The 13406-nt window shown below is 47.0% G+C and carries 16 protein-coding genes; 4 read left to right on the top strand and 12 right to left on the bottom strand.

Annotated features, from left to right (window positions below; all coding sequences use genetic code 11):
* Positions 1 to 187: 187 nt before the first annotated feature.
* The 4 genes from BWI93_RS07615 to BWI93_RS07630 all read right to left on the bottom strand — a co-directional run bounded on the left by BWI93_RS07615 (position 188) and on the right by BWI93_RS07630 (position 2000).
* Positions 188 to 655, bottom strand: a complete 468-nt coding sequence (locus tag BWI93_RS07615; RefSeq protein WP_094809846.1) for a hypothetical protein — start codon at positions 653 to 655, stop codon at positions 188 to 190.
* Positions 656 to 864: 209 nt separating this feature from the next.
* Entirely contained in the window at positions 865 to 1242 is a 378-nt protein-coding gene (locus BWI93_RS07620) for a hypothetical protein (RefSeq protein WP_141217388.1), read from the bottom strand.
* 11 nt (positions 1243 to 1253) lie between these two features.
* On the bottom strand, positions 1254 to 1454 hold the full coding sequence (locus tag BWI93_RS07625; RefSeq protein ID WP_094809850.1) for a hypothetical protein: 201 nt from the start codon (positions 1452 to 1454) through the stop codon (positions 1254 to 1256).
* Positions 1455 to 1604: 150 nt separating this feature from the next.
* On the bottom strand, positions 1605 to 2000 hold the full coding sequence (locus tag BWI93_RS07630) for a hypothetical protein (protein WP_094809852.1): 396 nt from the start codon (positions 1998 to 2000) through the stop codon (positions 1605 to 1607).
* Between the two features lie 137 nt (positions 2001 to 2137).
* On the opposite strand from BWI93_RS07630, the gene BWI93_RS07635 reads away from it, so the two are divergent.
* Together BWI93_RS07635 and BWI93_RS07640 are read left to right on the top strand one after the other, a co-directional pair.
* Complete coding sequence (locus BWI93_RS07635; protein WP_094809854.1) at positions 2138 to 2362, top strand: hypothetical protein; 225 nt, start codon at positions 2138 to 2140, stop codon at positions 2360 to 2362.
* A 109-nt stretch (positions 2363 to 2471) separates the two neighbouring features.
* Entirely contained in the window at positions 2472 to 2927 is a 456-nt protein-coding gene (locus BWI93_RS07640) for an SRPBCC family protein (RefSeq protein ID WP_094809856.1), read from the top strand.
* Between the two features lie 234 nt (positions 2928 to 3161).
* On the opposite strand, the gene BWI93_RS07645 is transcribed toward BWI93_RS07640, so the two are convergent.
* From BWI93_RS07645 to BWI93_RS07680, 7 genes are all read right to left on the bottom strand, one after another.
* On the bottom strand, positions 3162 to 3416 hold the full coding sequence (locus BWI93_RS07645) for a hypothetical protein (RefSeq protein ID WP_094809858.1): 255 nt from the start codon (positions 3414 to 3416) through the stop codon (positions 3162 to 3164).
* Between the two features lie 223 nt (positions 3417 to 3639).
* Complete coding sequence (locus tag BWI93_RS07650) at positions 3640 to 4299, bottom strand: hypothetical protein (protein WP_141217389.1); 660 nt, start codon at positions 4297 to 4299, stop codon at positions 3640 to 3642.
* Positions 4277 to 5071, bottom strand: coding sequence for a sensor histidine kinase (locus tag BWI93_RS07655; protein ID WP_094809862.1), 795 nt, complete (start codon positions 5069 to 5071; stop codon positions 4277 to 4279). Before BWI93_RS07655 ends, BWI93_RS07650 begins: the two co-directional genes overlap by 23 nt.
* A complete protein-coding gene (locus tag BWI93_RS07660) occupies positions 5068 to 5715 on the bottom strand; it encodes a hypothetical protein (protein ID WP_094809864.1) in 648 nt (215 codons plus the stop codon). Before BWI93_RS07660 ends, BWI93_RS07655 begins: the two co-directional genes overlap by 4 nt.
* An 8-nt stretch (positions 5716 to 5723) precedes the next feature.
* A complete protein-coding gene (locus BWI93_RS07665; protein WP_141217390.1) occupies positions 5724 to 6410 on the bottom strand; it encodes a hypothetical protein in 687 nt (228 codons plus the stop codon).
* Between the two features lie 550 nt (positions 6411 to 6960).
* Positions 6961 to 7521, bottom strand: a complete 561-nt coding sequence (locus tag BWI93_RS07675) for a hypothetical protein (RefSeq protein ID WP_094809880.1) — start codon at positions 7519 to 7521, stop codon at positions 6961 to 6963.
* A gap of 57 nt (positions 7522 to 7578) precedes the next feature.
* On the bottom strand, positions 7579 to 8151 hold the full coding sequence (locus tag BWI93_RS07680; protein ID WP_094809883.1) for a hypothetical protein: 573 nt from the start codon (positions 8149 to 8151) through the stop codon (positions 7579 to 7581).
* Positions 8152 to 8435: 284 nt separating this feature from the next.
* On the opposite strand from BWI93_RS07680, the gene BWI93_RS07685 reads away from it, so the two are divergent.
* The gene (locus tag BWI93_RS07685; protein ID WP_094809885.1) at positions 8436 to 8702 is read left to right on the top strand and encodes a hypothetical protein; all 267 of its coding nucleotides are present in this window, start codon (positions 8436 to 8438) and stop codon (positions 8700 to 8702) included.
* A gap of 78 nt (positions 8703 to 8780) precedes the next feature.
* Positions 8781 to 9137, top strand: a complete 357-nt coding sequence (locus BWI93_RS07690) for a hypothetical protein (protein ID WP_094809887.1) — start codon at positions 8781 to 8783, stop codon at positions 9135 to 9137.
* Between the two features lie 333 nt (positions 9138 to 9470).
* Here BWI93_RS07690 and BWI93_RS07695 read toward each other — a convergent pair whose 3' ends face one another.
* Complete coding sequence (locus tag BWI93_RS07695; RefSeq protein WP_094809889.1) at positions 9471 to 13370, bottom strand: PAS domain S-box protein; 3900 nt, start codon at positions 13368 to 13370, stop codon at positions 9471 to 9473.
* Positions 13371 to 13406 lie beyond the last annotated feature (36 nt).

Here is a 13406-nt window from a genome sequence, read left to right on the forward strand (position 1 = left end):
TGGTTTGTTTGCTTAGATCGAAGCAAGCCTTTCTATTAGTTGGGTTCATTCAATGGGATAAGGTATCTGTGCATTCCAGGTAGAGGTATAAGATGGGGCATTTTAAACATCGTACTGGCGTCAGATAAAAGGTTAATCCTAATCACCTCTAACGAGTCCTCTGCTAGTGAGCGAAGCGAATGGCCAATCAAGGCACAGACATGTGATCTCGCTTCACCATATAAAAGGCAAAACTTTTCGGTCGATCCATTTCGTTAATCACTTCTTCCGGAGTGAAGCTTTTACGTAAAAGAGCCTTTGTTTCTTCAGAAATTGAATCAAAACTAAAACTCACGAACACATGCTGCACCGTGTCACTGGCCATGAAGGTTGTGTCCAAGGAAACGCCATTTTGAATACTCTTAAACTGCAATCGATGAAAGCCTTTTCTTAAGTGACATTCATGCGTATCCCAATAGTCTGCGATGCCTGTATAGGTCAAGGTATCTTTCAAAAGCAACTGCCCGTCCAAGTAGACTTCGAAGTCCGTCCGAGTGATTTTAGGGCTGCCATTTTCATACCAGATAACGAGCCGACTGTTTAAGGGATTGGACTCACAGGCTAAGAAGACAGCAAGACCTATGATCAGAGTTGATAGGAACACAAAGCGTTTCATTGCAAAGGTTATCGGTTATCTGTTGCATAATACATGATGCCTTGCTTATCACCAACTTTTATGGCTTAGCTATATAACTCCACTGTGGAGGCTCGTCATGATGAAGCACGTCAAAGCCCCGCCCGGAGGAAAAATCACATCGTTGATTATCAGGCAATTGCGGTTACTGGATTTGGGTTAGCTATATAGTACACTGCATAATGTCTAGTCTAGTCTATCCAGTAGCTCTCATCAATGATATGCTCAACCCCAGGCTTTAGCTCTGGCGTAAGCATTCCTCTCATGTATATATATTCTTTTATAGCCGGGTAAGCTGCTTTCACCAAGGCCCAAATCTTCTTATTTTGATACTGATCCTGCGATTGAAGTATGCTGTAAATTGGCCAATACGTGGCCCGTTTCGCTAGTAGCCCTAATTCATCATTCCAGTAAAAATCAATTCCTTCATCAATGGCTCTCATTTGCGATTTGAAATGTTCGATCCGATAAGGCTGCCCTTGTAGGTAAAATACCTTTGTTTCTAAGTGGATCAAGGTATCCAAATCAACACTCTTCTCGTTACCACGGCTCCAGATCAATCGGTTCATTAGGGTATCTCTCAGGTAATACTCACGCTCAAATGCAGTGATATATTCCAGTGTATAACCATTGGGGAAAGCTCTTTTTCACGTCTGATGTTTAGAACATTTTTATCTATGCCGCTGGCAAGTTTAAGCTTTTGCCAGTAGTAATGATCCTGCTTTGACTGACAGCCCAGCAAGAGAAGTCCTAAAAAGAAACAGATAGCCGTTCGTTTCATAGATCAGGTTTGGAGACGGCTAAACCTAATCACTAGTTTTGAAAGTTCCTACAGGAACACCCCGGGGGTGGGTCAGACGCATTAAGCAACCGGGGAGGGTTTGACAGGTACTCTTTCACGCTCGAAGGTATACAACACTCGGGTAGCCGTTTATGGACAGGGCTGCCAGGAGGCCGATTCACCAACAATGAGTGGACTAGGTCCTATAATGGCTGGGCAGATTACATTGGATATACCCGCCTTTTCCTTGTTCTCTCGGCTTTCATCGTAATGAAAGGTTAGATAGAAAACCGTGTCTCTTTTCTTGAATTCGTCTGGGAGATTCAGTACCGCTGCCTGAGAGGTATAGATCGTACTTGCGTACACCGGAAGAGGAAGGTCTGTGCGTGGTTCCAGAAAGGTCACTAAGGAAGCTTTAACGGGGCAGTACTCCATAGTATAGTGAACCGCTACACAGGCACTCTTCGTACGAACGGCAGCGTCGTCTTTTGAGCAGGATAAAAGGGCTAAAACCAGCAGGGGTACGATCAGTATAGGGTATTTCATAGGTGTAGATTTTATTCGTAGTGCATAGACCCTGAATGCTACGCATAGGTTGCAAAGCCGTTCATCCGAATTCCGTTCATAACTGGCCATAGTAGTACGATCTTAGACAAGCCAACGTCTACCTTAACCGTCTACCTATGCACGCCTACAAAGAGTTTATCATAACCTTCCTGGTTACCCTGGTAGGAATGTTCGCCTGCGTTTTCACAATCGAAGTTCTTTACCGGGTGATTAAAGGCTTATCCTTTCAAGAAGCGATGGCACTCTATCAGCCTGACTATAGCCACGTAGGAGTCGCTTGTGCGATCGCTGTTGTCGTGACGTATGGAAGGAAAAAGCCTGCTTCTGAGGAGAAGCAATAGTACCGGATGCTCTTCTAGTAGGATGTAGGATTTTTAACGCCCTTGTAAATCAGTCTATTATCTCTAGCTATTTTTCCGCAACTTCGGAAAAATACAATCACCCTCTACCGTGACTACGATTAAACTAGAAACACTGATTGATGCTCCTATTGAGAGCTGCTTTGATCTGGCCAGAAGTGTCGATGCTCATGTACTATCGGCTGAACAAACCAGCGAACGAGCCGTGGCAGGGCGAACCAGTGGTTTACTTGAGAAGGGAGAAGAGGTGATCTGGGAAGCCATTCACTTTGGCATCAGGCAGCGACTGACTATTCGAATGCTTGAAGTGAACCCTCCCCATTTCTTTAGTGACCAAATGATTCAGGGAGCCTTCAAGTCGATGCTTCACAAGCATTCCTTTGTAAGCTACCAGGCAAAGACCTTGATGATCGATGAGTTTGTGTATGAGGTTCCGTTCGGACCACTAGGGGCACTTTTTAACAAACTTATCCTGAAAGCCTACATGGCCAAGTTCCTAAAGAAGCGTAACTTAATTCTGAAGCAGATCGCCGAAGTAAAATCTTAGTGATCAGCTTGATAACCCTTCCTCCGCTGATAGGCTATTAGAGGAATAGCTTGCCTGCGTTTATCCAGCCCTTTAACTTCAGCATTTTGCACTAGTTAACCTTTTTTGTCACCCCTGAAGCACCTTTCCTTACTACTGCCGCCCGTTGAACCCCTTCTATTTTACTCAGAAAATACCTTTGTGTAAAGGGCCATTCAAGAAAGAGCCAGATGAAAATACGTGCATCCTCATCTTTTAAAGAACCGTGTTTCTGCGGTTTATTTCCGCCTGAAGATTTTTTATTTCTTCAGAATTCCTGTACCCAATCAGAAAAGAAATAACTATTAAAATCACCGGTAAAAGAAAACCCTTATTTATAGCAGCGTACACCGCAATACCGATAAGTACACCGATGTACACAGCCGTTGTGATCTTTTTTGAGTTTATTTTCTTTTCTTCCGACACTAATTCTTCGCGTGTCATGGTCGCATAATCTTTACTTGATAACATAGGACTGGTTGGGTTAAGGGAAACAGTTAGATAGGTTTTTGTAACGAATGGGTATACAGCCTATCAGTCGTCTTGTACGGAATACGAACGATCAGGCTCCAGGGATTGCCTACCCCTTGTCACAAGATAGTTAATTTCTGGCATCTCGCAAAAAGAGCTTCTACGGGTATGGTAAACAGTAGTTAATTGACTGTGTTTTGCGTGGGCCAGTGTGTGATTGCACCTAATAACGACTGTCAATGACAGGCTCCCTGCCCGAAACGAGTGGCTCACTTCCCATCATTTCAACGTTCGAGTACAGCTGCTTTTTGATTGCTAAATACGAAGCTTTTACCAGTAGCCAGATCCGTTGGTTTAAATCCTCATCGGAAGATTGAAGTATGGCATATTCAGGCCAGAAACTTGCTCTCCGAAAAAACATCCCCAACTCGTCGCACCAGTAGAAATTCGCTCCGCTGTCGCTACTGGCCGTGGGTAACCTGAACCGCTCTACCGGATAGCTCCTCCCCTTTACCAAATATGACTGACTTTCCAGGTGCCACAAGGTATCGAAAGCAGCATAAGAATGCTTCCGAAAAAGAAGCCGATTAGCAACCGTGTCCCGGATGTATTCGATCGTATCGAAGGAGGTTTGGTAAGCTATGGTGTAGCCCTTTCTAAGAGCCGTCTTTACAATAGTCGTATGAGTAGTGTCGAATTGTGCCGCTCCACGAATCCTGATGCTTTGCCAATAGTAGCGATGCTCGTTAGGCTGACAGGCGAGCAGAAGAAAGCCCAGAAAAAAACAGATAACCTTCATCCGTTCGTAGACATCTAAAGCTAAATCGGAACGTTCCTGCCCGGCATTCATTTCTTTGCCTTTAAGCCGAGATAGGTACGTCAATGGTAACCCGTGTGCCCTGCTGGGGTTTGCTGTCGATATTCAGATTGCCTTTGAGCAAATCAACGCGTCGATGTAGGTTTTTTAATCCGAGTCCGCTAGTGGACAGGGAGGCGGGCTGATGAAGCAGAAAGCCTTCTCCATTATCCGCAATACGAATAGCCAGGGTATGGGGCCGATACGAAAAGTGAACTTCAATCTGACTGGCTCTGGCGTGTTTAAGGGCATTAGAGAGAATCTCCTGCACCATACGAAATAGCATCAAATCCTGCCGGTCGGGCAAGGCATAAGGGGTGCCATCCAGCTTTACTTCGATGGCCTTTTGACTCGCTTTCCGAATGCGGTCCGTTTCAAACACCACACTTTCGTAAAGGCCAAACGATTCGATCGCCTCGCTATTCAAGGTTTTGGTAACGTCCCGAACGGCCTGTACGGCTACCTGCAGGAGGTCATTTACCTCATTGACCTCCTGCTTAAGGGTAACATCCGATGTTTTATTCCGTAAGGTGTACAGGCCCAGTCGAACGACGGTTAATAACTGGCCAATGTTATCGTGTAACTCTTCACTGATGTGCTGCAGGGTAGAATTCTGGATCTCGATCTGGGATTCCAGTAACTCCCGATTGAAAGCCTCCTTCAGTGACTGCTGCTGCTCCTGATGCTGCCGATACCGTTGTTGATGGCGGATGGTCATGAAAATGATAAAGCCTGCCAGAATGACCAGCAGGACTGAAACCACAACGGTAGTAATCAGAAAGCCCAGTGAAAAGGTCATATCCCAGGGTTGAGCTCAGGCTTTTCCTGCTTGCGTAGAAAAGTGATGGCGAAACAGACATACAAAAACACATTGGCCACATCCCGAATGATTTGAAACCAGTAGTGTGCCCGCAGGTCATTACCCATGGCATTATGCAATGCATTTTGAGGTAGACAGGTTGCTATATAAAGCAGATGACCACAGCAAATCCAAAATAAAGAATAGTTAAACACGGAACGAGTTGCCGGCAGTTGTAAAATGCGGTAAAAATACCAAAGTGACCACATACTCGTGAACACCATGGAAGTCATCCAAGCATTGCTTGCAAAGATGGTTGTAAGGGGCTGCCAGAAAACCATATTGACAAAATAAAAAACCCAGAAGGCTACCAGAACTCGTAACAACCACCGGCTACGAAGCTCCTGATAGAATCCCAGTGTCGTTAAGGTAAAGTTTATAGGTACATAGGTTGTATAGACCACTATGTTATTATGATACCTAATACGAGCATAGCTGGCGATCATTTCAGTGATAAAAGATTGCAGCACTACCAACCAAAAGTAACGAAGACTAGGTGGTAAACTTTTAAAGCGGAAGATACCTGCGATAATGGCTGTGATCATAAATATGAGCCACGGAAGCATGGTTAAATCAAAAGCCATCGGATCAATTATTGGCACGTGTTAGGTGGTGGACAAAGTTTACCCAAGTTATAGTATTCATCCGAAGAAGATTTTTCTGTATTGCTTGATTTAGAACTGTGGACCGAATAAATGATTGTCAGATGAGCCTCACCCGCATCCGTTTTTCGCATGGCGGGCGACAAATAGATGAATTCCGGATAAGGGCCTGTACCAAAAAGACTTTTCAGCCACTCTTCTAAACCAGCAATGGGTGTCGGGATACTACAATAAAAGTAATTGCGGTAAAAATCGGGAGGCAGAAGTAATTTCTCGACGCCCGTACTGATGAGTTGATAGCGGAAATTCTCTTTGTAAAGGCTGGCCTCATCAGCCGTCACTTTACCGAAGTAGTTGGCATTAAGCGTATCCGCTTCCCCCGTAGTACCAAAGATAAATTCCAGGGGTGATTCCAGTGAAGTGAATACGGGGTAGACGACCAGATTCCGTTGTCCTTTGTAGAAACCGCGAAGCTCCGCCAGATTTACTTTGAATCGTTTATGAAAAACGCTCGTATCTCCACTCGTTTCATTGAGAAGACGATAGGCTTTTTCACCCCTGATTTCTTTTTGAAGTGTTGCACTCAACAGGCTAATTTCCTCCCAGGCTTGTTTAGCTGAAATGGGAGCTCCGGTGGCCTCGGCGGCAGTCGGGCTTGCTAGTTTCGATGCGGACACCGAAGATTCGGTTTTTTTTGTCTCACACGACCAGAACAGCCCGACGAGGAGTCCGGCTAATAGATACTTTTTCACAATGGATTTTAAACTAGGTGATAAAACGGGTGGGAAATTACTTAAAATTTACGATATATTAAGTGTAGATATGATTTCAAAGTAGTATTAAAGCAAATTTTTACAACACATCAGTAAAAACAAAAGAAGCCCGACTACTGTCGAGCTTTTGAATTCCTCCTGAACGTTGTCTAACGTCTGCAAATAAGTTTAGTATTGATAAACTTATTTGCAGACATCATGAATAAGTATTGACTTTATTTAAGAACCTATTGTTTTAAGTTACGATCAAAAAAAGCCTATCCGTCGTCACGTACAGGCTTTGCATGAACCTGTCTTCAAAGCCGCCACTTTTCTGACCGATTCAGTGATACAAACCTACGGCAGAGAGCCTACCTAAGCCTTTTACTTTCGATCAATGAACTGATTTTCACCACAAACCGCAGCTTTTGCCTATTTAAAAAAACCAGTTAACAGGTTACTATATTTATTTTTATTAACTGTAGATTCTGTCTGGCTCTGCTACTTTAAATTTCCTGATCATTCGTTGTAACCTTGGCCGCGTGTAGCGTTGTAATAAGATGGGATAAATGTTAAAAAAGAGGTTAAATACGATCAGCCACAAGGCATCCCGAATAGAATAGACCGCCACCACATAGCCGGTAATGAGTAAGATAATACCTGCCATCACTACATGACTTGCTTCGGCCACTCGGGAGGCTCGTTCGTAGGCTAAAAACGCCTGTAAATCCTTTTTAATGGGTGTTTGTTGCTGTCTCAGCTTCTCCCATCCGCTTTTGGTCAAAATTGCCTGGTACCCCTCTACGCCCAGCCAGCGATACACCTTGCCCTGCTTTTCGAAAGGATAGGGATTGAAGTAAGCTGATTGTAAACCGGGCTTCCATTGGGATTCAAACAGGGTGACCCAGAACATCAGAAAAAAATTAAGGGCCACGCTAAAGGCTACCGAAGTAACATCCAGATACCGAAACATGAAGCTCGTACTGATCGCCCCTCTACTGACAATCGGCACTAGTTTTACCCATTTAAGAAACATATGCGGTGTGTTGATTAGGTGATTTCACTTTTGTATGAAGGATCTCCAATGGCACGTTCAGACCCTGCTCATTCGGATCAGATTGAAGAGTAACGTAGGAATGGCTCCTACTAACTCTACTCCCAAAGCAGCCACGGGGAGGGTCAGGTAGAGCCAGTAGGGATAGGATGAAGTCAGGGGTTTGACCTGCGTAATTTTGACCAATGCCGGGAATACGAACTCTTTTTGCTGGTAAACGATCAGGAAAGTAATGAACAGGTAAAAGGTAAGCCGAAACGTGAAAGCCCAGGCCATTCCCTCCATAAAAGTCCAGTCCCACACCAGGATATTTAACCAGATTGGTATGGACATAAAACAGCCCAGAATAACGGTTCGATTATAAAGGAGTAAAGCAGCGGTACTTATTTGGGAATATCCGATAAAGCTCCTGAAGGGCTCATGATCTGCCAAATACCAGGATAACCTGAAAAGATCAACGTCTTTCAAAGGCGTCTGCAGCGTTTTCTCACTAACACCAAATTGATTACCCGTTAATTTACTCCAGCCATAGCTGGCCAGCGTCCAGGCTAATAATACCCGGCAGGCTAGTAGAAAATAGGCCTGAACCTGTTCTTTGGTTAGATTTTTCATCGGATGAGCCTGTGGTCGCGTCAACCCTGCTATTTCTTTTAGAAATGAACGCGATGACAAGGTAACCAACGTAATGAATTCAGGCAAACGGGCCCGCTTACGCAGGCGTAACAATCAAACAGTAGTCTTTACACCATGCTTCAATACCCTTTGTGAATCACGCGTATTTTCGGCAGAACCACCCCAATGGATGGATACGTGCGGCGTACTTTAGGCCCCGCTTCATACCGCTGGCAAGACTTTTGAGTAAAGAGATACCAAAGCCCAATGACACCTCTAAACCGATGAAGCTTACGCTGTCCTATGGCCTGCTCCTGCTGGCCTTGTTGTTCCCTGTGGTAACCGTGTGTTTGGGCGTCCATATTGCCTCCTGGTTAAGCCTCTATGCCCTGGCCTGTGGTAGTATAGGTTTAATGGTATACGGTGCGATATTGCTGTGGATGAAAACCCGCTTTCCTGGTAGACGCTGGATGGCGATTGTATCCTTACTGGCGGGACTAGGCTGGCTGGTCGTTCAGCTTTACATTGCCAGTGGCTGGAGCGAGAGTTGATGTAATTTTCAAGTACGGAAAGAAAAACCTGCCGTTGATGGCGGACACTTTTTCATTTATATCTTAAGGGCTTTATTTATGAAAAGACTACTCCCCATCGCCTGTCTACTGACGGCCTGTACAACGCCTTCGCAAAAGCCCATCCAGCCCGTTTTCGACACCCTCGACTATTCGTACAGTTATGCTTGGCAGCCACGTCGCAGCTACTCGTTAAAAATTGCCAAAGATGGTGAAGCCTGGCTGGCAATTCGAGCCAGACGTGAGTGGGAATATTTTCAGGGACACCTCTCTGACGAATCCTTACAGATTCTGCATCGGCAAGCCAGAGTCCTATTTTCTTCATCCTTTCCGAAAAGCTTTCGCTCCTCAACGCCTGATCTGGATTGTTATCAGCTACTCCTGACTAGCCCAAAAGGTCAAAGAAAAGCCTTTTAGGTATCTGAAAAGTCGCTCCCTCCGGTCGACTCTCTTTCCTTTCTATTACAGGATGTTCAGTCCCGTACGTCATTTAGAGTAATCAAACGTTCGATTCACTTTGAAAGTCAGAAAGGCGTCATTCTCCCATTGAAAACAATTAATAACGTTAAAGATTACTTACCACCACCATAGTAAGGTGTTTTCAATTCCAAGAAAGAGATTTCCCCTGAACTCGTTATACGTAGGAGTATTTTTAAAATTGGGCTGAGTACTCGCTAGCTGAGTAACGAGGCTATGCGTAGAACAGTCTTGTCTAAAACTTGATTTTATTCCAATCGCTTTACCTCATCCCTATCGACTATTCAGCATTTGAATGAGTACGTTCAGTTCTACTGGTTTGGTGAGGTGCTGGTTAAAGCCCGCTTCCTTGCCTTTTTGCAGGTCTTCTTTTTGTCCGTAACCGGAGACCGCAATGATATACATATTCTTTCCCCAGGCTTGCTGGCGAATCTGCCGACAGGTCTCATATCCATCCAGATCAGGCATTCCGATGTCCAGTAAAATGACGTCAGGTTTTAATTCCTGGGCGGCCTGGATTCCTGCCCTGCCCTCATTTCTCACATCCACCGTGTAACCTTTCAGTTCCAGCAGCATTCCCAGCGTAAAGGTTACGTCGGGGTTGTCATCCACGAGTAATAAGCGAGGCAGATGAGCTGAATTTGAGAAGTCGATCCGATTTTCTTCCGAACTAGCAGCACGCTCAGGCGTGGGCAGGTAAACTGTAAACGTACTGCCCTGGCCTAAGCCCTCACTTTCAGCAATTACATGACCGCCGTGTAAGTCCACGATCTGCTTCACCAGGGTCAGCCCCAATCCCAGGCCACCCTGCGACCGGGCGAGTGAATTATCTACCTGAACGAATAAATCGAAAATGACCGTAAGCTGATCCGCTGCCAGGCCAATGCCATTGTCCCGTACCTGTAGAATGGCTTCGGTCCCCCGCTGCTCCAGACTCAACTGAATGGTTCCCTGAGGCCCCGTATAGCGGGAGGCATTGGTCAGTAAATTGATACCTACCTGTACCAGTCGCGTCGCATCTCCATTCAATTGGATAGAAACCGGCGGTAAGCTCACCTCCAGAGTCTGTTGCTTATTGACAAACAGAGAGCGTGAGGATTCGGTGGCTTGTCGAATCACCTCCACCAGGTTCACTGGCTCTTTTCGCAGTACAATTTTTCCCCGACTGATCCGGCTGACATCCAGCAGATCTTCGACCATCCGTACCAGATGATCGGTCTGGGTAATCATCCTCTGCACCACCGTGCTAGCCTGGGGATTGGTTGCGGCCGTTAGCGACAGAATTTGCAGACCATTACTAAGCGTAGACATTGGATTACGCAGTTCATGAGCCAGCATGGCCAGAAATTCATCCTTTCGACGGTCCGCTTCCTGAAGGGCCTGCTGGGTGAGTTTTGATTCATTAATATCTGTGACCACCGTTACTACGCCTTTCACCGAACCTTTTTCGTCCCGAATTGCTACCGCAGCGACCCGCGTCCAGACGGGATTTCCTTCCTCAGGCGTGTATAAGATCTCAATACCAGGAACCACCCGCTCCCCCTGAAGGGCCCGGGCCGCCGGAAAATTCTCCGCACTCACCAGGTTTCCGTCGGCCTCATAAGCCTGCCAGCGATTAACCTGGAGCCGGTCACGCGAAGGAATGATACCCGTGGGGAGATAGTACGGCATGGCCTGGTTAGCCAGTACGAGTTTTCCCCTAACATCGATAACGCCTACCCCTACCGGCAGGCTTTCGAACATGGCCATTAACTGAGCCTCACTTTCCCGAAGGGCCTGCTCGGCTTCTTTGCGGTCAGTAATATCAAACATTACGCCACTCACCTGGATTGCCTGACCATCATGTTCTGCGGTCACTTTCCCATAACCACTCATCCATCGAACCTGTCCATTTTGGCGTATGATCCGGAACTGCTCATCGTAGGGAACTCGCTCCTGAACGGTCTGTTTTAGTCGGCTTTGTATCCGGCCCAGATCTTCGGGATGAATGTGTTTAACAAAAGTCTCCACCGGTTCGGGTACGGTAGATACCGTTAAACCCAGGAGCTGAAAGTGCTGTTCATTGCCATGAATCAAATCTCGCTCCAGGTCCCATTCCCAAGTGCCCAATTCTGCAGCTTCGATGGCCAGACGAGTACGTAATTCCTGCTTCCGCAACGCTTCTTCTGCTTCTTTACGCTGGGTTAAATCAACAGTGATGGCCAGAATGGTAGGGACCTGGCTGCTGGTATTCTGTCGAAGTAAAGAGATGGAACTATTCGCCCACAGGCCGGTTCCATCCGGTTTAAGATACCGTTTGTCCAGGGATACTACTTCACCCGTCGTGATGAGTTTTCGCAGGGCCTGACGACTGGAAGGTATATCGTCGGCGAAGGTTATATCCAGAATGCTTAGCCCGATCAGCTGGTTCGGTTCGCGTTCCAGAAGCTGGCATAGTTTATCATTCACGCGTAGAAAACGGCCGTCGAGCGAGATCTCCGAAATACCCACCTGAGCCGTCTGAAAGATCGACTGCAAATGAACCTGATTCCGATGGAGCATTACTTCGGTTTGGGCCCGTTCCACCGCCGCCCAGGTACGTTCAGCCGTATCTTTCACCAGGCTAACTTCTGCCGGAGTCCAGGGTCTGGCGGTCCGCTGGCTGGTTACGAACGCCGCCGCCAGCCGCTGCTGCTTCAAAAGGGGTACAACGACAGCGGCTCCAATCCCATAGTCCAGATAGGCGGATCGCTGTTCATCGAGCAGGACCGGATCAGAAGCGGTATCGTTCATCACCCAGGTTTGACCCTCCTGCAGCCCGGGCATCGGCCAGTAGTCCCAGGGATCGTACCTCACCCAATTCGTGGAACCAGCCCGGTGCCAGTCTCTCACGATCACAAATGCGTTCGCCCCGATTTCCGCGTAATACACGCGATCGGTCCCCAGCTGTTCGCCCAGAAGGCGGGTAGCCGTAGCCTGGATAGCCCCTGGATCTACCAAAGGCCGAAGGGCATCGCCGAGCTTCAGTAGAAAAGCCTGTCTTGCCTCTGCTTCTTTACGGGAAGTAATGTCGCGAAAGAACACCGATAGCCCTCCATCTTTACCTGGGTAAATATTGACATCAATCCAGCGGCCGATGATGGGTGAAACGGTTTCAAACTGAATCAGCTGCCGTTTTTCAAAAACCTCGTAGTGTTTCTCATACGCCTCACTGGCCACCGCATTCGGGAACTCCGTCCAGTAATGTTTACCCATAAGTGCGTGGCGATCACGACCCCAGAGCTGAGCCGCTTTTTTGTTTACGTACGTGAACTGAAAATGGACATCGAGGGCATAAAAGGCATCACTGGTACTTTCCAGAATGTCGATCATTCGCTCATGAGCTTCCCGCAGGGCATCTTCATTCTGTTTCTGAGCGGTCAAATCCCGCATCACTTTCGTCAGGCCAAAAAGCACGCCCTGTTCATTGCGTAAGGGAGTGGTCATGCCCGACCCGTAAAACCGGGTCCCATCTTTCCGTATATGCCAGCGTTCATTTTCGGCTCGCCCTTCGCGAATGGCTTTTTCGGCTTCGCGTTCAGGAGCTCCCATCGCCCGATCTTCGGGTACAAAAAAGACGTCGCCCAACTGGCCTGTAATTTCTTCTTCTTCATAGCCTAAAATAGCCTGGGCTCCACTACTCCAGCTCGTTACGCGTCGGTTTAGATCCAGGGTAATAAAGGCATAGTCTTTGGCACTTTCCAGCACGATCCGCTGTTTGGCTTCGCTAGTGCGTAGGGCTTGTTCGGTCCGTTTCAGATTCGTAATATCCAGGTTGATGCCCACCCATTTGATGATTGCTCCCGTCTGATCGTGAATGGCCATTGCCCGCAGGTTCGTCCAACGCCAGGTACCATCGGGACTTTTCAATCGAAATTCAGCATTCATTGGTTTCTGAAGCTCCATTGCCTGTTTCCACTGACTGGCGGCAAACGGTTGATCCTCCGGATGTACCGCACTTACCCAGCCCCCCGCCAGCCATTCGTCGAGGGTTTGACCCGTATAAGCCCGCCAACTAGGCGAATCTTTGATGATCTTACCTTCGGCATCGGTTTCCCAGAAAGCCTGAGCGAACGATTCAATCAAGGCCTGGTATTCGATCGCTGCGATGGGACTATGGGATCCCCTTTCATGGGATAGATCCGAGGTATTCATGTGCAATTGAATTAGTAGGTGGTTGAATTCCGGCAA

Source organism: Siphonobacter sp. BAB-5385, assembly GCF_002261125.1.
GTDB lineage: Bacteria > Bacteroidota > Bacteroidia > Cytophagales > Spirosomataceae > Siphonobacter.

What these genes read in the sequence shown, in the direction of transcription:
- BWI93_RS07615 (WP_094809846.1), bottom strand. Translation starts at nt 655, where the DNA reads ATGAAACGCTTTGTGTTCCTATCAACTCTGATCATAGGTCTTGCTGTC.
- BWI93_RS07620 (WP_141217388.1), bottom strand. Translation starts at nt 1,242, where the DNA reads ATGAACCGATTGATCTGGAGCCGTGGTAACGAGAAGAGTGTTGATTTG.
- BWI93_RS07625 (WP_094809850.1), bottom strand. Translation starts at nt 1,454, where the DNA reads ATGAAACGAACGGCTATCTGTTTCTTTTTAGGACTTCTCTTGCTGGGC.
- BWI93_RS07630 (WP_094809852.1), bottom strand. Translation starts at nt 2,000, where the DNA reads ATGAAATACCCTATACTGATCGTACCCCTGCTGGTTTTAGCCCTTTTA.
- BWI93_RS07635 (WP_094809854.1), top strand. Translation starts at nt 2,138, where the DNA reads ATGCACGCCTACAAAGAGTTTATCATAACCTTCCTGGTTACCCTGGTA.
- BWI93_RS07645 (WP_094809858.1), bottom strand. Translation starts at nt 3,416, where the DNA reads ATGTTATCAAGTAAAGATTATGCGACCATGACACGCGAAGAATTAGTG.
- BWI93_RS07655 (WP_094809862.1), bottom strand. Translation starts at nt 5,071, where the DNA reads ATGACCTTTTCACTGGGCTTTCTGATTACTACCGTTGTGGTTTCAGTC.
- BWI93_RS07660 (WP_094809864.1), bottom strand. Translation starts at nt 5,715, where the DNA reads ATGGCTTTTGATTTAACCATGCTTCCGTGGCTCATATTTATGATCACA.
- BWI93_RS07675 (WP_094809880.1), bottom strand. Translation starts at nt 7,521, where the DNA reads ATGTTTCTTAAATGGGTAAAACTAGTGCCGATTGTCAGTAGAGGGGCG.
- BWI93_RS07680 (WP_094809883.1), bottom strand. Translation starts at nt 8,151, where the DNA reads ATGAAAAATCTAACCAAAGAACAGGTTCAGGCCTATTTTCTACTAGCC.
- BWI93_RS07685 (WP_094809885.1), top strand. Translation starts at nt 8,436, where the DNA reads ATGAAGCTTACGCTGTCCTATGGCCTGCTCCTGCTGGCCTTGTTGTTC.
- BWI93_RS07690 (WP_094809887.1), top strand. Translation starts at nt 8,781, where the DNA reads ATGAAAAGACTACTCCCCATCGCCTGTCTACTGACGGCCTGTACAACG.
- BWI93_RS07695 (WP_094809889.1), bottom strand. Translation starts at nt 13,370, where the DNA reads ATGAATACCTCGGATCTATCCCATGAAAGGGGATCCCATAGTCCCATC.